The sequence below is a fragment of the Cupriavidus sp. D384 genome (genome assembly GCF_001652915.1).
In the GTDB taxonomy this organism is placed as follows: domain Bacteria; phylum Pseudomonadota; class Gammaproteobacteria; order Burkholderiales; family Burkholderiaceae; genus Cupriavidus.
In genome coordinates, this window is sequence record NZ_BBQI01000073.1 from 23,238 (window position 1) to 44,326 (window position 21,089).

At 66.9% G+C, this 21,089-nt stretch carries 14 protein-coding genes; 8 read left to right on the top strand and 6 right to left on the bottom strand.

Annotation, left to right across the window (positions count from 1 at the left end; all coding sequences use genetic code 11):
* Positions 1-218: 218 nt before the first annotated feature.
* The 4 genes from A9J21_RS15945 to A9J21_RS15960 form a co-directional block, all read right to left on the bottom strand.
* On the bottom strand, positions 219-1,184 hold the full coding sequence (locus A9J21_RS15945) for a Bug family tripartite tricarboxylate transporter substrate binding protein (protein ID WP_404851386.1): 966 nt from the start codon (positions 1,182-1,184) through the stop codon (positions 219-221).
* A gap of 88 nt (positions 1,185-1,272) precedes the next feature.
* Entirely contained in the window at positions 1,273-3,738 is a 2,466-nt protein-coding gene (locus A9J21_RS15950) for a CoA transferase (RefSeq protein WP_066737283.1), read from the bottom strand.
* Between the two features lie 77 nt (positions 3,739-3,815).
* On the bottom strand, positions 3,816-7,133 hold the full coding sequence (locus A9J21_RS15955; RefSeq protein ID WP_066737289.1) for a carboxyl transferase domain-containing protein: 3,318 nt from the start codon (positions 7,131-7,133) through the stop codon (positions 3,816-3,818).
* 60 nt (positions 7,134-7,193) lie between these two features.
* Positions 7,194-8,741 (bottom strand): acyl-CoA carboxylase subunit beta, encoded by a 1,548-nt coding sequence (locus tag A9J21_RS15960; protein ID WP_066737291.1) that lies wholly within the window; start codon positions 8,739-8,741, stop codon positions 7,194-7,196.
* 175 nt (positions 8,742-8,916) lie between these two features.
* Here A9J21_RS15960 and A9J21_RS15965 point away from each other — a divergent pair, with 175 nt between their 5' ends.
* The 6 genes from A9J21_RS15965 (at position 8,917) to A9J21_RS15990 (ending at position 15,831) form a co-directional block, all read left to right on the top strand.
* Complete coding sequence (locus A9J21_RS15965) at positions 8,917-10,677, top strand: sigma-54-dependent Fis family transcriptional regulator (RefSeq protein WP_231906943.1); 1,761 nt, start codon at positions 8,917-8,919, stop codon at positions 10,675-10,677.
* Positions 10,678-10,906: 229 nt separating this feature from the next.
* Positions 10,907-11,980 (top strand): NAD(P)-dependent alcohol dehydrogenase, encoded by a 1,074-nt coding sequence (locus A9J21_RS15970; RefSeq protein ID WP_066737296.1) that lies wholly within the window; start codon positions 10,907-10,909, stop codon positions 11,978-11,980.
* 221 nt (positions 11,981-12,201) lie between these two features.
* Positions 12,202-13,548 (top strand): MFS transporter, encoded by a 1,347-nt coding sequence (locus A9J21_RS15975; RefSeq protein WP_082926452.1) that lies wholly within the window; start codon positions 12,202-12,204, stop codon positions 13,546-13,548.
* A 177-nt stretch (positions 13,549-13,725) separates the two neighbouring features.
* A complete protein-coding gene (locus A9J21_RS15980) occupies positions 13,726-14,640 on the top strand; it encodes an AEC family transporter (RefSeq protein WP_197497515.1) in 915 nt (304 codons plus the stop codon).
* Between the two features lie 109 nt (positions 14,641-14,749).
* Positions 14,750-15,058 carry a DUF1653 domain-containing protein gene (locus A9J21_RS15985; RefSeq protein WP_082926453.1) on the top strand — a complete coding sequence of 103 codons (309 nt, stop codon included), beginning with the start codon at positions 14,750-14,752 and terminating at the stop codon, positions 15,056-15,058.
* Positions 15,059-15,069: 11 nt separating this feature from the next.
* Positions 15,070-15,831, top strand: coding sequence for a 3-oxoacyl-ACP reductase (locus tag A9J21_RS15990; protein WP_066737301.1), 762 nt, complete (start codon positions 15,070-15,072; stop codon positions 15,829-15,831).
* 102 nt (positions 15,832-15,933) lie between these two features.
* Here A9J21_RS15990 and A9J21_RS15995 read toward each other — a convergent pair whose 3' ends face one another.
* Complete coding sequence (locus A9J21_RS15995) at positions 15,934-17,487, bottom strand: methyl-accepting chemotaxis protein (RefSeq protein WP_066737302.1); 1,554 nt, start codon at positions 17,485-17,487, stop codon at positions 15,934-15,936.
* Between the two features lie 169 nt (positions 17,488-17,656).
* Here A9J21_RS15995 and A9J21_RS16000 point away from each other — a divergent pair, with 169 nt between their 5' ends.
* Positions 17,657-18,244, top strand: a complete 588-nt coding sequence (locus A9J21_RS16000) for a TetR/AcrR family transcriptional regulator (protein ID WP_082926454.1) — start codon at positions 17,657-17,659, stop codon at positions 18,242-18,244.
* Positions 18,241-20,220 (top strand): squalene--hopene cyclase, encoded by a 1,980-nt coding sequence (gene shc, locus A9J21_RS16005; protein ID WP_066737305.1) that lies wholly within the window; start codon positions 18,241-18,243, stop codon positions 20,218-20,220. Before A9J21_RS16000 ends, shc begins: the two co-directional genes overlap by 4 nt.
* 64 nt (positions 20,221-20,284) lie before the next feature.
* Here the strand turns inward: shc and A9J21_RS16010 are convergent, their stop codons facing one another.
* On the bottom strand, positions 20,285-20,851 hold the full coding sequence (locus tag A9J21_RS16010; RefSeq protein WP_066737307.1) for a hemerythrin domain-containing protein: 567 nt from the start codon (positions 20,849-20,851) through the stop codon (positions 20,285-20,287).
* Between the last annotated feature and the right edge of the window lie 238 nt (positions 20,852-21,089).

Genomic DNA, 21,089 nt, shown 5'->3' on the forward strand with positions numbered 1-21,089 from the left:
CAACATGGTGGCGCCGTGCCGGATGGCCAGCGCTCTGTTTTCATGTTTGTGAAACAGATTTTATGCCCATGAAAAATGGAGTCAACTAGGGGTTGGTACGGATGGTGATGGCTGGCAGCCGGATTTCCGCCCGCGCTGCGGCACACCCACGAGGCAGCGCTGGCCGGGGTGCAACCCGGCCACGTGCAGCCACGCCAGTCAGGTTATCAATCCGGCAGTCAATCCAGCGTGATCCCCTCCTTCTGGATCACCGCATCCCAGCTGACTTCCTCCTTCTCCACCCGCTTTGCGAAGTTCTCCGGATCGATCATCACCACGTCGCCCTGCTGGCTCAGCGCCGCCTTGCCCTTTTCGTCGTCCAGCACGCCGCGCGTGGCGGCATGCAGTTTCTGGATGATCGGCTGCGGCGTGCCGGCCGGTGCCAGCAGGCCAATCCAGAACGTGGAATTGAATGGCTTCAGGCCGGCCTCCTCCACGGTTGGCACGTCAGGCAGTTGCGTCATGCGCCGCGTGGAACTGACAGCGATGGGCTTGAGCTTGCCGGACTTGATTTGCGGCAGCGCGGTCCAGGTGTCGAAGGCGGTATCGAGTTCGCCGCTGATCACGGCCATTTCCGCCTGTGCGGCCGACTTGTACGGCACGTGCGTGGTGGAAATCTTCGCGCGGTTGTTCAGCATGGCAAAGCTCAGGTGGGCGATATTGCCGGGGCCCGCCGAGCCGTAGCTGATCTTGCCGGGGTTCTGCGATGCATAGCGCACCAGGTCGGGCACCGTGGCCACCGCGTGCTTCTGCGACCATTCCGGATTGGTCACCAGGATGAACGGCGCCTCCAGCACCAGCGTCACGGGCGCCAGGTCGCGCGCCTTGTAGCTGGCCTTCTTGTAGATGTGCGGGTTGATGGTGACGCTGCTGGAATTGGTCACCAGCAGCGTGTAGCCGTCCGGCGCCGAGCGTGCGGCCTCGCCCACGCCGATCAGGCCGTTGGCGCCGGCCTTGTTCTCCACCACCACGGGCTGGCCCAGCGATTTGGTCAGCCGATCCGACAGCACACGAGCCACGGTATCGGTGAACGATCCGGCCGGGAACGGCACGATCATGCGGATCGGCTTGTTCGGCCAGTTTCCCGCCGGGCCGCTTTGTGCTGCGGCGGCGCCAGGCAGTGCTACCGCCAGCAGGCATCCCATTCCCATGGCGGAAGTCAGTGCGCGTCGTTTCATGTTGTCTCCTTGTCGTAGTTATCCTGGAATCTGGTGTCTCATGCCCAGCATCGGGCTAGGCCGATGACCCGGCGCCCTTGGGCCGGGCGGTTTGTCCGGTAATGCCCCGGCGCTCCAGCGCCTCGCGTTGCCCGGCGCCCAGCCCCAGCACGCTCGCCAGCACCTGGTCGGTATGCTGGCCCAGCGTTGGCGAAACATGGCGAATCGGTGCCGGCCCGTTTGCGCCGCGAAACCAGCTGGTGCTGGCGGCGTAGCGTCCAACGTAGGGCCGCTCCACCTCGCACCAGAAGCCGCGCGCATGCAGATGGCGGTCTTGCAGTACCTGCCACATGGGCTTGACCGCGCCCGCTGCGATACCAGCGTGCTGAAGCTGCTGCATGGCGTCGTCGGGGGCGCGCGTCGCGCACCAGGCGGCGATGGCGGCGTCGATGCGGTCATGCTGCGCACGCCGGCCCGACGCTTCGGCCAGCGCCGTGCCTTCGGCCAGGTCCATGCGTCCGAGCACACGGCAGAGCGCGGGCCACTGGGCATCGCTCACGCTCAGCACGATCCACCCATCGTCGCCCGCGCAGCGGTAGCAGCCATGCGGCGCGGCCACCGGATGGCGATTGCCCTGGCGCGGCGCCACCTGCCCCGACACCGACTGCTCGATCATGTACGGTGCGGTGAGCGCCAGCATGGCCTCCACCTGCGACAGGTTCAGATGGCGCCCCTTGCCCGTGGCCTGCTGGGCGAACAGCGCCACCAGCATCGCCGCGCCCGCATTCAGTCCGCCAATCGGATCGCCATACGCGTACGACGTCATGGCCGGCGGCCCCTCGGGGTGGCCCGTGTAGCAAGGCAGCCCGCTGGCCTGTTCGAGCGTGCCGCCGTAGGCGCGCGTGTTGCTCCATGCGTTGCCCAGGCCGAAGGCCGGCATCGATACCATCACCAGGCGATCGTTGCGAGCCCGCAGCGTGTCGTACGTCAGTCCCAGCTTCGGCAGCACCTCCGCCGAGTAGTTTTCGATGACCGCGTCGGCGTTTGCCACCAGATCCAGCAGCAGCGCCTTGCCTTCGGGCTGCGTCAGATCCAGCGTGATGCCGAGCTTGTTGCGGTTCATCATGTTGAAGTTCGAGTTTTTCTCGTACAGCCTGTCCCGATAGAACTCCTCGGTGAAATTCGCGCCGCGCCACCAGTCCGGGTAGCCCGTGCTTTCCACCTTGATAACCTCCGCGCCAAAGTCCGCCAGCGTGCGCGTGGCGAGCGGCCCGGCCCAGCCCATCGTCAGGTCGATCACGCGAACGCCCTCCAGCGGCAGGCGGCCGGCGGGTGCCGGTGCCAGACGCTGGCGCGGATGATGATCCAGCCCCGCTTGCCGATAGAACGCGCTGTCGGCGCCCAGAGCCGGCGCCTTGCCACCGGCCAGAGGCCCGGCATCATCGAGCCGCAGCGGCACCACCGGGCCTTCGAACGCCACGTCGCCCAGCGTCACAGGCACGAACGCGCCCCGCTCGCGGTGCACGGCCTGGCCCAGCAGCGTTGCCATGCTGGGCACCACCACGGCCGGGTGCTTCTTGTCGCCCAGCAGCGCGAACCATTCCTCGGCTGACCGCTTCAGCAGCGCCGGCTTCAGGAACGCGTCGATCTCGTCGGCCACCAGCATGCGCTCGGGCCCGCTGGCAAAGCGCGGATCGCTGCCAAGCTCGGGGCGCCCGATCGCCTCGCACAGCGCCTTCCACTGCGGCAGCGTATGCGTGAAGATGCCGATCCAGCCATCGGCGGTCTCGTAGATGCCGCCCGGGTGCGTGCCGCAGAAGCGGTTCACGCCCATGCGCCGCAGCGGGTGGCGCTTGTCCTGCACCATGCCCGCTTCCATCTCCACCACGCTGAAGATGCATTCGTGCGTGCTCAGCACATAGCGCCGGCTGCCCTGGCTGGTGCCCGTCAGCGCCGCCACCGCCGCCGAGAACGCGCTCACGCCCACCACAATGCCCGTCTGCACGTCATGCGGCATATGCGGCGGCCCTTCCACCGGCCCGCTGCCATGCACGGCCCCGGCCAGCCCCCGGCAAACCGCCTCGGTGCCCGCGAACCCGCTATAGGGGCCGCTGTCGCCAAACCATGTCAGCGCGATGTCGATGGGCTCGTGTCCGTCAACTGCGCCTGGCACCTGCCAGACGGGACGCTTGAGCACGGCAATGCCTTCATCCAGCGCGCGCGCGTCGAGCACCACGTCGCATGTGCGGGCCAGTTGGGCCAGCCACGCGTCGTCCTCGGGGCGGTTCGCCGCAACGACACTGCGCTTGTTGGTATTGAGCCAGGCAAAGAGCGCGCTTTCGGGCGGCCTGCCGCCTGGCACATCGACCAGTGGCGGCATCCGCCGCCAGGCATCGCCCGCCGCGCTTTCGACCTTGATGACCTCCGCGCCAAAGTCGGCAAACAGCTTGCCCGCGTAGGCCAGCGCCGGCCCGCTGCCGATTTCCAGCACGCGCAATCCGCCCAGCGCCAGTTGCGCCGGATCTGGACCATTCCTGGTCATGAAAGCCTCCTGGTTGCCTGGATTCCGTTGATTCCGTGCGTTCCCCCGGTTCGGGGTGCGGACGTCCACCGGGCCGCTCACCATGCGTCCACGAAGCCGCGACGCTCGCGGTGGCCACGCAGTTCTGCGGACGCAATGCCCTGCGCGATCCATTTGCGCGTTTCGGCCGGATCGATCACCGCGTCGATCTCTACCGCCGCCGCCGTGTTGATGGCGTGACCGCGCTCGTAGGACTGCGCCACCAGCCGGTCGAACAACGCCTTGCGCTCCGGGCCATCGGGCACCGCTTCCAGCTCCTTCTTGAAGCCGAGCCTGACCGCGCCTTCCAGTCCCATGGGCCCGAACTCACCTGTCGGCCACGAGATCGTGAAGCTGGCCGAGCGGAATCCACCGCCTGCCATGGCCATCGCGCCCAGGCCGTAGCCCTTGCGCAGCGTCACGGCCAGCAGCGCCACGCGCAGCTTGGCCGCCGTCAGGAACATGCGCGACACGTGGCGCACCTGCGCACGCGCCTCGACGTCCGGCCCCACCATGAAGCCCGGGGTATCGATCAGCGAGACGATCGGCAGGCCATGCGCGTCGCATAGCTGCATGAAGCGCGATGCCTTGTCGGCCGCATCGGCATCGATCGCGCCGCCCAGGTGGTACGGGTTGTTTGCCATGATGCCCACCGGCTGTCCTTCCACGCGGGCCAGTGCCGTGTGGATGCCAGCGCCGAAGCCGCCGCGCAGCATCAGCACGCTGCCCACATCGGCGATGCCCTCGATGGCCTTGCGCGTGTCATAGACCCTCAGGCGGTTCTCGGGTACCACGTGGCGCAGGTCGGCCGGATCGGGCGCGCTCCAGTGCGCCACGCGGCCCTGGAACATCGACAGGTAGTGCCTGGCCGCCTGCGTGGCTTCGGCCTCGTTTTCCACCAGGATGTCGATCACGCCATTGGCAAACTGCACCGGTGCCGGCCCCACGTCTTCAGGACGGAAGATGCCCAGGCCGCCACCTTCGATCATGGCCGGGCCGGCCATGCCGATATTGGCGGACTTGTCGGCGATGATGACGTCGCAGCAGCCCAGAAATGCGGCATTGCCCGCGAAGCATCGGCCCGATACGATGCCCACCACCGGCACCTGCCCGCTCAGTTCCGCAAACGCGGCGAACGACGGCTGGTAGAGCCCCGACACCGACGGAAAATCCACGTCGCCAGGCCGCCCACCGCCGCCCTCGCCAAACAGCACCAGCGGCAGTTCGTCGCGCAGCGCCACCTCCACGATGCGGTCGGTCTTGATATGGTTGCGCTTGCCCTGCGTGCCCGCCATCACGGTGGCGTCATAGGCCATCACCGCGCTGCGTGCGCGATCCTTGCCCACCAGTTCGCCATTGACGTTGCCGATGCCGGTGATCAGGCCATCAGCCGGCGTATTGGCGATCAGGTCTTCCTTGCTGCGGCGGCTTGCCTGGGCGGCCAGCGCCAGCGCGCCGTACTCCACGAAGGTGTCGGCATCGCACAGATCGGCAATGTTCTCGCGGGCAGTACGCTGGCCGCGCGAGCGGCGCCGGGCCACGGCGTCGGGGCGCGCGGCATCATGCAGGAAGGCGTGCCGGTCCAGCACACGCTGCAGGTCGGCGCGGATGGCGTTGGCATCGTGCGCCTGCGCGGTGTCGGCCGCCACGCCCGCTGCGTCGGTTTCTTCCAGCACGATCAGGATCTGGTTCTCGGCTGCCAGCGCGTTCTTTTCCAGGCGCAGGTCCACCACGCGGCCGGCGCACTCGGCCGCGATGGCGTGCTCCATCTTCATGGCGTCGAGCACGGCCACGGTCTGGCCCGGCTTGACCAGTGCGTTCAGTTCGACCGCGATTTCCACCACGCGCCCCGTCAGCGGCGCGCGGACGGCAACCAGCCCTTCCTCGACCTGCTCCTCGGGCCCCGCGGCATGCGCCAGGCCATGGACCGGCGGCCGGGCGGTACCCCCCAGCAGCGCATCCTGCGCACGGCCGGCATCGGCAATGGCTTCCGCCGCTGCGGCCAGTTCCGGCAGGATGGCCTCGAAATGGCGCGTATGAACGGCCTGGGTCCGGAATTCGTCACGCTGCACCAGCGCGCGCAGCAGGTTCAGGTTGGTGGACACCCCGCTGATTCGGAACTCGGCCAGGCTGCGCTGCAGCCGGCGCAGCACCGCCCCGAAGTCGGATGTGCCGCTGCTGACGATCAGCTTTGCCAGCAGCGTGTCGAAGTTCGGCGACGGCTCGTAGCCCGTGTAGGCATGCGTATCGACGCGGACATCCGGCCCGGTCGGCGGGTCGAAGCGCTCCAGCCGGCCATGCGCCGGACGCGCCAGCCCGTTGGCATCGGTCATCTCGGCGTTCACACGCACCTGGATGGCAAAGCCGCGCGGTTGCGGCGGCGCGGCCGGGTCCAGCCCCAGGTCGCCCAGCGTACGCCCGGCGGCCAGCCCGATCTGCAGCGCCACCAGATCCACCCCGGTGACCTGCTCGGTGATCGTATGCTCCACCTGCAGGCGCGGATTGGCTTCGATAAAGACGAAATCCTTCTGTTCGCCCGCTTCGTTTTCCTCGACCAGGAATTCGAACGTCCCCAGGCTGGCGTAGCCCACCCGGCGTGCCAGCCGCAGCGCGGCCTTGATGATCTGGTCGCGCAGCTGGGGCCTGAGCACCGGGCTCGGCGCAATCTCCACCAGCTTCTGGAAGCGGCGCTGCAGCGTGCAGTCGCGCTCGCCCAGGGCCACCACATTCACGCCATCGCCGGCAATCTGCACCTCGATATGGCGCGCCCGTGCCACCAGCCGCTCGGCATAGAGCGCGTCGATGCCGAACGCCGAGGCCGCCTCGGAGCGGCAGCGCGCGTAGGCTTCGGCCAGGTCTTCGCGGCGGCGCACCACGCGCATGCCGCGCCCGCCCCCGCCGCCCACCGCCTTGATGACAACGCCGGCCGCACCCTGCGCATCGAAGAAGGCCGTGATCTCTTCCAGCGATGCGCCGCCGTGCGTGGCCGGCATCACCGGCACGTCGCTCTGCACGGCCAGTTCCAGCGCACGGCCCTTGTCGCCGAAGATCGCCAGATGGTCGACACTGGGCCCGATAAACCGGATGCCAGCCTCTGTGCACGCCTGGGCAAAGTCCGCGCGCTCGCTCAGGAAGCCGTAGCCCGGGTGCACCGCATCGCAGCCGGTGGCCCTGGCCGCGGCAATGATCCCCGCGATGTCGATATACGCAGCCGGGCCGGCGCCATCGAGCGCCACGGCCTCGTCGGCCAGGACGCGATGCCGCGCACTGGCGTCATCCTGCGAATAGACCGCCACGGTGCCAATATCCAGGTCCCGCGCGGCCCGCAGGATACGCAGGGCAATCTCGCCCCGGTTCGCAATCAGCAGCTTCTTCAAGTCTCTCTCCTGTGATGTTCTTGTGTCTTGTTCGATGGGGCCGGCCCGTGTCGGGCCGCGTCAGGGCCGCACGCCAAAGCGGCTGACACCGGGCTCGCGCAGCGGCGCCGCCAGATTGGCGAATTCGCACAGCAGCGCGCGGGTATCGCGCGGATCGATGATGTCTTCGATGACAAACGCTTCGGCGCTGCGGAACGGCGAAGTCAGGCTGCGTACGCGCTGTTCGATTTCGGCGCGCTTCTGCACGGGATCATCGGCGCCCTCGATCTCGGCCTTGTAGGCCACTTCGAGGCCGCCTTCTATCGGCAGGGCACCCCAGTTGGCCGATGGCCACGCATACCGGAAATTGAAGCGGCCCATGTGCTGGTGCCCCGCCGCCGCCACGCCATAGGCCCGCCGCACGATGAGCGAGCACCACGGCACCGTGGCCTGGTAGACGGCCGCCAGCGCCCGCACGCCGTAGCGCATGATCCCGGCCTGCTCTGCCTCCAGGCCAACCTGAAAGCCTGCCGTATCCACGAGATGGACCACCGGCAGGTGGAAGGTCTGCGCCAGGTCGACAAAGCGGGTGAATTTCTCGGCGGTGTCGCTGTCCCAGTTGCCGCCGTGACAGGCCGGATCGCTGGCAATCACCGCCACCGGCCAGCCGTCCAGCCGGGCCAGCCCGGTGACGATGGCGCGCCCCCATTGCGTGCCGGTCTCGAAGAACGTCCCGGCATCGACCAGGGTCTCCAGAATCGGCCGGATCTGGTATGCGGCCCGGGTATCGCGCGGGATGGCCGACAGCAGCCAATCGTCGCGCCGCAACGGGCTATCCAGGGTGTTGGTCCGGGGCGGCAGGTCGTAGACCGAAGCCGGCAGATACGACAGGAACTGCCGGGCACGCGCAAATGCCTCCTGCTCGGTCGCCACCTCGTCGTCCACCACACCGTTGCGGGTGTGGATCTGGCTGCCGCCCAGTTCATTCTTGCCGATGTCCTGCCCGGCACGCGCCACCAGCGGAGGCCCTTCGCTGAACAGTTGCGAGGTCTCCTTGACCATCACCGAATAATGACTGGCCGCCACGCGCGCCGCGCCCATCCCGGCCACGGAGCCCAGCGCCAGCGACACCACGGGCACCGTGGCCATGTTCTCCACCACGTACTGCCAGACCTTCATGGTCGGAATCAGCGTGTGGCCCTTGATCTCGATATTGCGCACGGAGCCACCGCCGCCCGTGCCGTCCACCAGCCGGATCATCGGCAGCCGCAGGTCGTGGGCCATTTTCTCGGCGTGGATCAGCTTGTCGCCGGGCGCGCCGTCGTTGGCACCGCCCCGCACCGTGAAATCGTCGCCAACCAGCACCACCGGGCGCCCGTCCAGCTGCGCGCGGCCCATGACCAGGTTCGACGGAATCAGGTCCACCAGCCGCCCGTTGCTGTCATAGCGGCCGCTGCCGCTCAGGCCACCCACCTCGCGGAACGAGCCCGGATCGGCAATCGCATCGACCCGATCGCGCACCGTCAGCTTGCCCGCTGCCTTGTGGCGCTCCACCTTGCTGTCACCACCCATGCGGGCGGCCAGCCGCCGCCGCCAGGCGAGTTCGTCCACTTCAGGCTGCCAGCTCACGCTTTGTCTCCAACTGTCTTTCTTTTGTTGATGCGAAGACACTTTGCACAAGCCGTGCCAGCTTTCACGTACCCGCCCGAGCCCTGATTACATTGAGGAATCCTTGCGACATGGCTAAGATGTCCACGACAAATACATAAGAGTGTCCGCATCGAGGACACAAATGGAGACACCCGTGTCCACGGAGACAACACAACCGGCCGCCACGCTGCGACCGGATTCGGCGTTCCTTGGTGTGCTGGCATGCACTGGCGACGGCACGGCCGATGCGGCATTCGGGATCTGTGCCGAGGCTGCGGTGGCGTCGGCCACCCTGTCAGCATGGCGGCAGGCCAACCCGGCAGGCGGCCGCAGGCTGTTTCCGGTGGAGGTCGGTGCGGCGCGCTATATCGGCCTGTCGCTAGACGACGGCCAGCGGCACCTGATCCTGCTGCATTGCGCCGACGCCCAGGCCACATTGTTCGATTTTCTGGGCACCGTGCCGTTTGCCGATGCCATCCTCGACCATTTCCTGAACGACCCTTACCAGGCCATCACCGTGGTCGACCACGCGGGGCTGGTGCGCTATATCAGCCCGGTCCACGAGAAATTCCTGGGCCTGGAGCCCGGCGCCGGCATCGGACGCGCGGCCGCCGACGTCATCCCGAATTCGCGACTGCCCCAGGTTGTCAGCAGCGGCAAGGCCGAGATCGGGCAGCTTCAGCAACTGAATCACACTTCGCGGGTGGTCAACCGCATCCCGATCCGCCAGCATGGCGAGGTGGTTGGCGCCATCGGCCAGGTCATGTTCAAGGGGCCGGAAGAACTGGTGCGCATGCATAAGGAACTGGTGACGCTGCGCTCCGAGGTGGCCCGCTACCAGCGCGAGTTCGAAGGCCTGCGCGAACGCCAGGCCAATATGGGCCTGATCGGCGAAAGCGCACCGATGCAGCGGCTGCGCCGCGAAATCCAGACCGTGGCCCGGCTGGACGTGCCCGTGCTGATCCTGGGTGAAAGCGGAACCGGCAAGGAACTGGTGGCCCGGGCCATCCACGGCACCGGCCACGACGACGACGCCACCGCGCGCCCGCTGGTCAGCCTGAACCTGGCCGCCCTGCCCGCCACGCTGATCGAGTCCGAACTGTTCGGCCACGCCCCGGGGGCTTTTACCGGCAGCAAACGCCAGGGCCAGGCGGGCAAACTCGAACTGGCCGCAGGCGGCACGGTATTCCTGGACGAAGTGGCCGATATCCCCATGGAAATGCAGGTGAAACTGCTACGCGTGCTGGAAGACCACATGGTCGAACGGCTAGGCAGCGGACGCGCCCGCAAGGTGGACTTCCGGCTGGTCTCGGCCACCAATCGCGATATTCCCGAACTGATCGACGCGGGCAGATTCCGCCTGGACCTGTATTACCGGCTCAGCGGCGTGGTGCTGCGGATTCCTGCCCTCCGGCAACGGCGCGAGGATATCCCCGCGCTGCTGCAGCATTTTGTGGAGGCGTTCTGCACCCGCAATGGCATGCCCGCGCCACGGATCGAGCATGACGTGGCCCGGCACCTGGCGGGGCAGCCATGGCCGGGCAACGTCAGGCAATTGCGGCAACGCGTGGAAGAAGCGCTGGTGTTTTGCGACGGGCGCGCGCTGAAGGTGGCGGATTTTGCGCGCGGCGATGCGGCGCGAGGGGTCATTGCCGCGCCGGCCGCCGCCGACGACGCCGCCGCGTTCGCATCGGCCAGTTTCGCCGGGACAGGCGATGCAGACGCAGCCGCCGGCACGCGTCTGTCGAGTCAGTCATGGACGGATAGCAGCGCAGGCATGAGCGATCTGGCGTATGCGGCAGTGCTCGACGCCATCGCCCGCCACGGCGGAAACAAGAAGCGCGCCGCGGAACAACTGCGGATATCGCGGTCGCATTTGTATAAGATTTTGGAACGTGGCGGGCGGACGCCATGACGCAGACCGGGAGTACAGCTTTTCCGGATCTGGCAAAGCCCTAGCCGCGCACACCGTTCGATGACCCGCAATCTGGCGCAAGCTGCGCCAGATCAACCAACCCATCAATTTCTGCACCCCCAGACTCTGATCAACACTCGCGCAAATCTGTGGCAATAGACTGAAAGCGGCGCGCCCACCCGCCCCCGAAGGCCGCCGCCCTTCCGCCGAAGTCTCCAGGAGCCCAACCATGCCCAGCATGCGAGCTGCAGTGTTTCAAGGTCCCGGCAAGATCACTCTTCAGGAAAAACCTATCCCTGATGTCGGTCCCGGCGATGCGCTGATCCGGATCACCACCACCACGATCTGTGGCACCGACGTTCACATTCTCAAAGGCGAATACCCCGTCCAGCCCGGGCTGACCATCGGTCACGAGCCGGTCGGGGTGATCGAGAAGCTTGGCAGCAATGTCACCGGCTACAAGGAAGGCCAGCGTGTGATTGCCGGTGCCATTTGCCCAAGCTTTTATTCATATGCATGCCAGGACGGCTGCGCGTCGCAGGACGGACAGGCCCACGGCCATGGCTACAAGCCGATGGGTGGCTGGCGCTTTGGCAACACCATCGACGGTACGCAGGCCGAATACGTGCTGGTGCCCGATGCGCAGGCCAATCTGGCGCCGATCCCCGATGGACTGACCGACGAGCAGGTGCTGATGTGCCCGGACATCATGTCCACCGGCTTTGCGGGCGCCGAGCGGGCCAACATCAAGATTGGCGATATTGTGGCGGTCTTTGCACAGGGGCCCATTGGCCTTTGTGCGACGGCTGGCGCGCGGCTGCGGGGCGCGTCGAAGATCATCGTGGTCGATGGTATCGACGAACGCCTGGCGATTGCCCGTCATATGGGTGCCGACGAGGTCGTCAATTTCCGCAAGACCGATGTCGTCGACGAGATCCTGCGGCTGACTGGCGGCCGGGGCGTCGATGCCTCGATCGAGGCGCTTGGTACGCAAGCCACCTTCGAGGCGGCGCTGCGGGTGCTGAAGCCCGGCGGCACGCTGTCCAGCCTGGGCGTCTATTCCACCGACCTGAGCATCCCGCTGGGGCCGTTCGCCGCCGGCCTGGGCGACCACCGGATCGTGACCTCGCTGTGCCCCGGCGGCAAGGAACGCATGCGCCGGCTGATGAACGTGATCGAAACCCAACGCGTCGACCTGGCGCCGCTGGTCACCCATCACTACAAGCTGGCCGACATCGAATCCGCCTACGACCTGTTTGCCAACCAGCGTGACGGCGTGCTGAAGGTGGCCATCACGCCGTAATGCCGCAATGCGGTAAGCCTGTGAAGCCGTAACCCCGTAACCCCATCATGCCCGCCGTCCGCACGGCCCGCCCTCCACGGCGGGCCGTGCGCCGATCGCGACGCCCGACGCATGCGCGGCACCGCCAAAGTGCCGGCGAATCGCGCTTTTGTACAGGGACGTGCGCCGTGGCGTCCTTTATCCTTGGCAGCCAGGAGACCGTACAAGGAAAAGAGCCGTCCATGGAGACCAGCCAGCCCACTCGATCCACCCGACCCGCCGCCCCCGAAAACCCGTGGCACATCCTTGTGCTGCTGGCGCTGGGGCTGATGATTGCGTTCGTGGACCGCACCAGCCTGTCCGCCGCCCTGGCCGACCAGCGTTTCGTGCGCGAATTCGGCCTGACCAGCATCGAGCGCGGCTGGCTCAACTCGGCCTTCTTCTGGTCGTACGGGCTGGTGCAGTTGCCGATGGGATGGCTGGTCGACCGCTATGGCGTGAAATGGCCCTACACGGTCTGCTTTCTGGTCTGGTGCGTGGCCGCGGCCGTGACGGGCATGGTCAGCACGCTCCCTGCGCTGATCGTGATGCGGCTGCTGATCGGCCTGACCGAGGCCGTGGTGGTACCGGCCACCTATCGCTATCTCGCCAACAACTTCGACGAAACCCGCAAGGGCACGGCCCTCGGCATCTTCTCGATCGGCGGCAAGATGGGCCCGGCCCTGGGCGCGCCGATTGCCGCCTGGCTGATCGTCACGTGGTCCTGGCAGGTGATGTTCGTGGCAACGGGGCTGGTCGGCCTGCTGTGGCTGGTGCCGTGGCTGCGGCTGGTACGCGACGATTTCCCGTCGCGCGAGCAGCTGGCGGTGCGGGTTCACCGGGCATCGTCGGTGCCGCTGCGCAACCTGCTGGCAAGCCCGGTGGTCTGGGGCGGGCTGGTCAACAACTTCTGCTACGGCTACTTCACGTTCTATTGCATGACCTGGATGCCCGCCTACCTGGTGGAACAGCGCGGGTTGTCGCTGACGCGCTCCGGGCTCTACACGTTCTTCAGCTTTGCCGGCATCGCCATCGTCGCCATGGCGGCCGGCTGGGCGGCCGACCGGCTGATCGCCCGGGGCCACGATGCCGTGCGCGTGCGCAAGTCGTTCGTGCTGGCGGGCTTCCTTGGCGGCACCACCGTGCTGCTGGGCGCCTATGCGCCATCGCTGGAGATGGCGCTGTTCTGGAACGTGCTGTCGCTGTCGCTGCTGGGGCTGGTCACGGCCAACAACCTGGCACTGTGCAAGCTCACGCTGATTCCCCGGCAGGCGGTGGGCCTGAATACCGGCCTGCAGCAGGTAGCCACCAGCCTGGCTGGCGGCGTGTCGGCCAGCCTGTCCGGGTGGCTGCTGCATGTTGGCGGCAGCTATGAACTGCCGATGCTGGCGATCTTCGGATTCCTGCTGACCGGTGCCATCAGCACGGTGGTGCTGCTCCAGCGCAAATGGGCGCCCAAGGTCAACGATTTGGATCCGATGGCCGCTGCGGAGACCGCACCGGCAGATACGCACGCAACCATCGAACGTCCGGCAACTGGCGCACCCTGACCCCGGCACGCATCCGCGCCACGGCGCCGGTTTGGGGCTGACACAGGTCTGACGCGGCACGGAGGTGCCGCAGGCGTGGCACGGACATGGCCCGGCATGGCAGTATTGCGGTTTCCTGCACCCGCCCCCCGCCTGCCCGGCCGCTTTGCGATGGAACTCGCCTTTCTGATCCTGCCCATGTTTGCCGTTGTCCTCGCGGGGTGGGCGCTTGCCGCAACCGGCATCCTCTCCGCGCGCGTGGGCGAAGGGCTCTCCGAATATGTGTTCGCCGTGGCCGTGCCCGCGCTGATCATCCAGACGCTGGCCCAGCCCGGCGACGGCACCACGGTGCATGTCGGCTACTGGATCGCCTACTTTGGCGGCTGCGCCATCGTGTGGGCGATGCTGGCCGGGCTGCTGGGCCGCAGGCAACGCCCGGACGAACATCAGGACAAGCGCTCGGCCGTGATCGTCGGCTTCGCGTCGAGCCAGTCGAATACCGTGTTCTTTGGCGTGCCAATCATCCTTGCCGTATATGGCGATGCAGGCAAGGTGCCGCTGTTCCTGCTGCTGGCCGTGCATCTGCCGATCATGATGACCGCCGCCACGGTGTTGATCGAGCGTGGCGACGGCGGCTCGCTGGGCCGGCGGCTGCTGGAGGTGGCGCGGCGCCTGGCCCGCAATCCCATCGTCCTGGCACTGGCGGTTGGCGGCGTGCTGCGGCTCACGCATATCACGCTCGGCGGCGTGGCGGCCACGCTGGTCAAGGCGTTTGGCGACACCGCTTCCACGTGCGCGCTTTTCTCGCTCGGCGTGTCGATGCACCAGTACCGGCTGCGCGATGGCCTGGGCGCGGCAGCGGCCATCTCCGTCGGCAAGCTCGTGCTGCATCCGCTGTTCGTCTGGCTGATTGCCTTCCACGTCTTCGACATGCCGCCCGCCTACGCCGGTGTGGCTACCCTTTTCGCGGCCATGCCGGTCGGCATCAACTCCTATCTGCTTGCGCTGCGCTATCGCACCGGGGAAGCCGCGGTGTCATCGGCCGTGGTGCTGTCGACCATCGTCTCGATCTTCACCATCGCGGCATGGATCAAGTGGCTGGACGTGGTCTGACAAGCCCCGCGGCCGGCGCGCTGCGGGAGCACCATTGCCGCCGGGGAGTAGAATGCCGGCCCAGTCTGCGCCAGGCACCCGGGCCAGGCAGACCAAACCGGAATTCCTCATGCAAGACACCGATATCGACGCCATCCGCCAGGCCTTTGCGCTGGTCGGTGAATTCGGCGAAGGCAAGACCCCGCGCTACCAGGTGACCAGCGAGGCCGAAGCGCTGAAGCTGGCTACGCACCGGCACTACAAGGGCGGGCTGTATCGCCGCATCTTCGAAGCGAAGCACTCGGAAAACGACGAGGTGCTGACCGTCTACGTACACATCTGGCCGCACAACACATCGCCATGGGTGCGCCCCGCCGAGATGTTCCATGGCCGACTGGAAGACGAACGCCTGCGCTTTGCGCCGCTGGCCGCAGCCTGAGGGTACCGATCATGCAAATTCATCAGCAATGCGTGCTGGTCACAGGCGGCGCGCGCGGCCTGGGTGCCGCGATTGTCCGCGCCCTGGCGCGCGAAGGTGCCAGCGTCGTCATCAACTATCGCCGCAGCGAGGCACAGGCCCGTGCGCTGGCTCAGGAACTTGGCCCCCGCGCCGTGGCACTGCAGGCCGATGTGACCGACGCCGACGCCGTGCGCCGGATGCTCGACGACGCGCAGGCGCACTTCAACCAGCCGGTGGTATCGGTCATCAACAACGCGCTGGCCGACTTCCGCTTTGATGGCGACGCGCGGCCGAAGCTCGACGACATCAGCTGGGACCGTTTCCGGCAGCAACTCGATGGCTCGCTCAAGGGCGCGCTGAACACCATGCAGGCCGCTGCGCCCGCCATGCGCGGCGCGGGCTTCGGGCGGGTGGTCAACATCGGCAGCAACCTGTTCCAGTATCCGGTGGTGCCCTACCACGACTACACGGCAGCCAAGGCAGCGCTGCTGGCACTGACACGCACCGCCGCCAACGACCTGGGGCCCGACGGCATTACCGTGAACATGGTGTCGGGCGGCCTGCTGCGCGTGACGGACGCCAGCGCGGCCACGCCAGATGCCGTATTCGACCTGATCGCCAGCCTCACGCCGGTGCGCCGCGTGACCACGCCCGAGGAATTCGCCGACGCAGTGCTGTTCTTCCTGTCGCCGTGGGCGCGTGCCGTGACCGGCCAGAACCTGGTGGTCGACGGCGGGCTGGTGAAGGACTGACAGGCCAGCTGGCGCGGGTCAAGGGACGCGGGTCGAGGGCCGCATGGCCCGGCGTCCCACCGCCCCGGCCCGCTCAGGCCCGCTCAGGCCCGCTCAGGCCACTCAGACCACCGCCGGCACCTGGAACGACGACACCGACGCCTTCAGCATATCGGCCTGCTCCTCCAGCGCCTGGGCGGCAGCGGCTGCCTCTTCCACCAGGGCGGCATTCTGCTGCGTCATCTGGTCCATCTGCGTCACGGCCTTGCCCACCTGATCGATGCCCGCGCTCTGCTCGCGTGATGCGGTGCTGATCTCGCCCATGATCGACGTGACACGGCCCACGGCCTGCACCAGGTCGTGCATCGTGGTGCCGGCCTTGTCCACCTGCTGCGTGCCGGCTTCCACCTGGCTCACGGTGTCGTTGATCAGCTGGACGATTTCCTTGGCGGCCGATGCCGACCGCTGCGCCAGTTCGCGCACTTCGCCCGCCACCACGGCAAAGCCCCGGCCCTGCTCGCCTGCGCGGGCGGCTTCCACGGCAGCGTTCAGCGCCAGGATATTGGTCTGGAACGCGATACCTTCGATCACCGCCGTAATTTCGCCAATCTTGCGCGACGCATGCTGGATGCCGCTCATGGTGGACACCACGTTGCGCATGTCCTCGCCGCCGCGCGATGCGGTTTCCGAAGCGGCCGCCGCCAGCTGGTTGGCCTGATGGGCGTTCTCGGCGTTCTGCTTCACGATGGCCGTCAGCTGTTCCATGCTGGCGGCCGTTTCTTCCAGCGCGCTGGCCTGCTGCTCGGTGCGCTGGGACAGGTCCAGGTTGCCCGCCGCGATCTGGCGCGTGGCCGTGGCAATGGCCTCGCTGCCGCCGCGCATGGTCTGGATGGCGTCGATCAGGCCCGACTGCATCCGGTGCAGGCCCTGGGTCAGGTCGCCCATTTCATCCTGGCTGGTGGCACGGATGCGCTCGGTCAGGTCGCCGTGCGAGATGCGGCCGAAGCTTTCCAGCATGCGCACCAGAGGTTCGGAGATAGCGCGGCGCAAGCCGATGGCGCAGGCCAGCGCCCCGGCGATGCCGATGGCAATCGCGCCAGTCACCATCCACAGGAAGCGCTGCGAGCGCGCCGTGGCATTCTCGTACATGGCCTGTGCCTGGTCGCTCTGGTTGCGCTCCAGCGCGTTCACGGCGCCAGTCAGTTCCACGAACATCGGCGGGATCTTCGTCATCACCTGCTGGTCGATGGCGGCCGCGTCCTGGGCGCGCAGCGCGGCGATCAGCGGCTCCACGCCTTCCTTGAAAAATTTGCTGCGCAGCGCTTCCACCTTCTCGGACAGCGCCTTCTCCTCGGCAGATTTCGGCAGCGCCTGGTAGGCGTTCCAGGCTTTCTCTGACTTCTCGCGATAGCCCACTGCCTTGTCGATGGTGGTCGGCACGTCGGCGGAGTCGGGATGGAATACCGCACGATCCAGCGTGGTCCGCACCACGGCCGCGTTGAGCTGCGATGCCGCCACAAAGCGCGTGGACGCCAGCTGGTTGGTGTAGATCTCCTGGATATCGGCGATGGACGCGCGCATCCCGAAGACGCCGATGATGCCGATCAGGGTCAGCAGGGCAGCCAGCACGGCCAGGGCCGCGTTCAGGCGGAATCGAATCGAAAATTTGCTTGGCATGGATGGTCAGAACCGGAAGTCGATGCTGCAGCGCACTAACGGCGTCGAATGCCGCGGCTGAAGGCAAACCGGGTCATGTAGACAAATGTAGACATGGAGGCACCGATAAAGCGGCGTACACGTGGCTTCGGTTTGCAAACAATCCGTCCGGATGGTATCTTCCGGCGCCATGAGTGAAGCCCACCGCCGTCCGAAGCAACCCCAGCTGATTCGCGATCGCCTGATCGCCGCCACCATCGACCTGCTGGTCGAGGAAGGCATCGGCGCGGTGACGCTCAATGCCGTGGCGGCCCGCGCTGGCGTGTCCAAGGGCGGGCTGCAGCACCACTTCTCGAGCAAGCAGGAGCTGCTTGAGGCGCTGTCCAGCGAGGTGCTGGACCATTTCAAGCGCCAGGTGACCACGGTGGCCGAATCCGATACCGAACCGCATGGCCGCAACACGCGCGCCTACCTGCGCGCATCGGCCGACGGCTTTGTCGAAGCGGGCGAACGCGAACTCTGGAAGGCCGCCATGATGCTGGTCATGGCCCGCCCCGAATTCCGCATGCCCTATCAGGAATGGGAAGCCGCCACGCTGCAGCGCGACGCGGCCCAGTGCGAAGACGCCACGCGCCTGCTGATGTGCCGCCTGGCCGCTGACGGGCTCTGGCTGGCCGACCTGCTCGGCCACCGCACGATCGATCCCGTACAACGCGCGGCGCTGGTCCGCCATCTTGAACAGCTGACCCAGCCCTGCACGGAACAAGAACAAGCATGACTCCACAAGACATTCCGGCATCCGATATCGATGCCGCCCTGGCACGTGCACGCGATGCCCTGCTGGACAAGCAGCACGCCGACGGCCACTGGTGTTTCGAACTCGAATCCGACGCCACGATCACGGCCGAATACATCCTGATGATGCATTTCGTCGACGAGATCGACACGGCGCTGCAGGCCCGCATGGCGAAATACCTGCGCGCGCTGCAGCGGCTGGACCGGCACGGCGCGTGGGACCTGTACTACGGCGGCGACCTCGACGTGTCCTGCAGCGTCAAGGCTTACTTTGCGCTGAAGGCCGCTGGCGATTCGCCCGATGCCCCGCATATGGTGCGCGCCCGCGACGCCATCCTGGCGCGTGGCGGTGCCGCCAAATCGAACGTATTCACCCGGATTCTGCTGGCAACGTTTGGCGAGGTGCCGTGGCGCGCCACGCCGTTCATGCCGGTGGAGTTCGTGCTGTTCCCGCGCTGGGCGCCGATCCATATGGACAAGGTGGCCTACTGGGCCCGCACGACCATGGTGCCGCTGCTGGTGCTGTGCTCGATGCGCGCGCAGGCCAGGAATCCGCTCGGCATCCACGTGCAGGAACTGTTCGTGACGCCGCCCGAGCTGGAAACCGCGTACTTCCCGCGCAAGCCTGGCCTCCAAGGCCTGTTCCTGAAACTCGACCGCGTGGTGCGCCACGCGGAGCCGCTGATCCCGCGTGCCCTGCGCCGCAAGGCCATTCAGCGCGCCGTGCAGTGGAGCGAGGAACGGATGAACGGCGAGGACGGCTTCGGCGGCATCTTCCCGCCGATGGTCTACGCCTACGAAATGATGGTGCTGATGGGCTATGCCAAGGACCATCCGATGCGCCGTGACTGCATGGACGCGCTGAAGAAGCTGATTGTCCATCGCGACGACGGCATCTCATATTGCCAGCCCTGCCTGTCGCCGGTGTGGGATACCGCCTGGGCCGTGATGGCGCTGGAGCAGGCACCGGCCACCGAGCAGTCGAAGACCGCCATCGCGCGCGCCTACGACTGGCTCACCGAACGCCAGGTGCTGGATCTGATCGGCGACTGGAAGCACAACGCCGCGCCCGCAACGCCAGCGGGCGGCTGGGCGTTCCAGTACGAAAACCCGTATTACCCGGACGTCGACGACACGGCGGTGGTGCTTGCCATGCTGCACGCCCACGGCAAGCGCACCGGCCAGTCCGAACGCTTCCGCCCGCACGTGGACCGTGCGCTGGACTGGTCGATCGGGCTGCAGTCGAAGAACGGCGGCTTTGGCGCGTTCGACGCCAACTGCGACCGTGACCACTTGAACGCGATCCCGTTTGCCGATCACGGCGCCCTGCTCGACCCGCCCACCGAAGACGTATCGGGCCGCATGCTGCTTGCCATGGGCGTGACCAACCGTCCGCAGGACGCCAGCTCGCGCGAACGCTGCATCGGCTACCTGCGCCAGACGCAGCAGGCCGATGGCAGCTGGTGGGGCCGCTGGGGCACCAACTATATCTATGGCACGTGGAGCGTGCTGGCCGGCCTGGCGCTGGCCGGCGTCGACCGCAAGCTGCCGATGGTCCGCCGTGCAGTGGACTGGCTGCGCGGCAAGCAGAACGCCGACGGTGGCTGGGGCGAGACCAACGACAGCTATCTGCATCCCGAACTGGCCGGCACCCATGACGCAGGCAGCACCGCCGAGCATACGGCGTGGGCGCTGCTGGGCCAGCTGGCGCTGGGCGAGCACGAGTCGGCGTCGGTAAAGCGCGGCGTGGCCTGGCTGCTGGACGCCCAGGGCGACGACGGCTTCTGGACCCATCCTTATCACAATGCCCCCGGTTTTCCGCGCATCTTCCACCTGAAGTACCACGGCTATACGGCGTACTTCCCGCTGTGGGCGCTGGGTCGATATCGACGGCTGACCGCCACGCGCAAGCAGGCGGAGAAACCGGCCGTGGCCCTTCCGGAACAGGAACTGGCCTGAGGTTCATGAGAAAAGGGGCGCTCTCGGCGCCCCTTTTTCCTGGGTGTCGATTGTCAACGGACTGTCACGGCGTACAGGCGGCAACCTGTGCCTCGCTGTCGATCAGGTCTCGCAACATGGCAAACCGCCGCGGGGTCGCGTCGCCGAATAGCGGATCCGCCAATTCCGGCACGGCCGCCTCGACGGCCTCCCAGTCCCCCCGGGTCAGCAACTGCGCTGCCCGCGGCATGACGTAGCGCTCCTCGGTCGAAAGATGATTGCGGTAGTAGACCAGATACATGGCCCCGGCCGCCTCCAGCGCCGCGCGGGAGCTGATCACGTCCCGCTCCGCTTCGTTCAGACGCTCCAGCAAGGCCTGGCCGACCGTGGCAATTACGCGATGTTCCTGCTGCAGGCGGCTGACCACGATCTGCATGTCCGGATCGCGCTCGACCAGCCTGGCGTAGGCCACATCCTCGCGAGGATGGTGAACGCTGTCACCGAAGTTGCGCAGGTAATAAAGAATGGTCTCCATCAGGTGGTAGTCCGGGCGCTCTCCCCGGTTGAACCGGACGATCTGCCCTTCGAGCAGATCAAGCAGTCGGGCGAAATGGATATGGTCTTCGTGCCATGTGGCAAGTGGGCTGGGCATGGGGGTGCTCCATCGATTGAATGGTGTCTCCTTCGAAGCCTCGTCGGAATCAAGGCCCCGTGCCTGAAACACTATCCTTCGGCCCACGGCTTTCTCTGATCTGGCTCAAGTCAATGAGAAAGGATTTGGAGATTTTGCGAGTGGCCTGCGCCGGGGTGACCGGTTGTTCGCATCGATGCGCGGAGGTGGTACGGACGACCGCAGCGATGAAAATTCCGCCTGTCGGAACCAACGCGGC

Bases quoted from the DNA above. Each gene is read 5' to 3' on its own strand.
- A9J21_RS15945 (WP_404851386.1), bottom strand. From the start codon at position 1,184: ATGGGATGCCTGCTGGCGGTAGCACTGCCTGGCGCCGCCGCAGCACAA.
- A9J21_RS15950 (WP_066737283.1), bottom strand. From the start codon at position 3,738: ATGACCAGGAATGGTCCAGATCCGGCGCAACTGGCGCTGGGCGGATTG.
- A9J21_RS15970 (WP_066737296.1), top strand. From the start codon at position 10,907: ATGCCCAGCATGCGAGCTGCAGTGTTTCAAGGTCCCGGCAAGATCACT.
- A9J21_RS15975 (WP_082926452.1), top strand. From the start codon at position 12,202: ATGGAGACCAGCCAGCCCACTCGATCCACCCGACCCGCCGCCCCCGAA.
- A9J21_RS15980 (WP_197497515.1), top strand. From the start codon at position 13,726: ATGTTTGCCGTTGTCCTCGCGGGGTGGGCGCTTGCCGCAACCGGCATC.
- A9J21_RS15985 (WP_082926453.1), top strand. From the start codon at position 14,750: ATGCAAGACACCGATATCGACGCCATCCGCCAGGCCTTTGCGCTGGTC.
- A9J21_RS15990 (WP_066737301.1), top strand. From the start codon at position 15,070: ATGCAAATTCATCAGCAATGCGTGCTGGTCACAGGCGGCGCGCGCGGC.
- A9J21_RS15995 (WP_066737302.1), bottom strand. From the start codon at position 17,487: ATGCCAAGCAAATTTTCGATTCGATTCCGCCTGAACGCGGCCCTGGCC.
- A9J21_RS16000 (WP_082926454.1), top strand. From the start codon at position 17,657: ATGAGTGAAGCCCACCGCCGTCCGAAGCAACCCCAGCTGATTCGCGAT.
- shc (WP_066737305.1), top strand. From the start codon at position 18,241: ATGACTCCACAAGACATTCCGGCATCCGATATCGATGCCGCCCTGGCA.
- A9J21_RS16010 (WP_066737307.1), bottom strand. From the start codon at position 20,851: ATGCCCAGCCCACTTGCCACATGGCACGAAGACCATATCCATTTCGCC.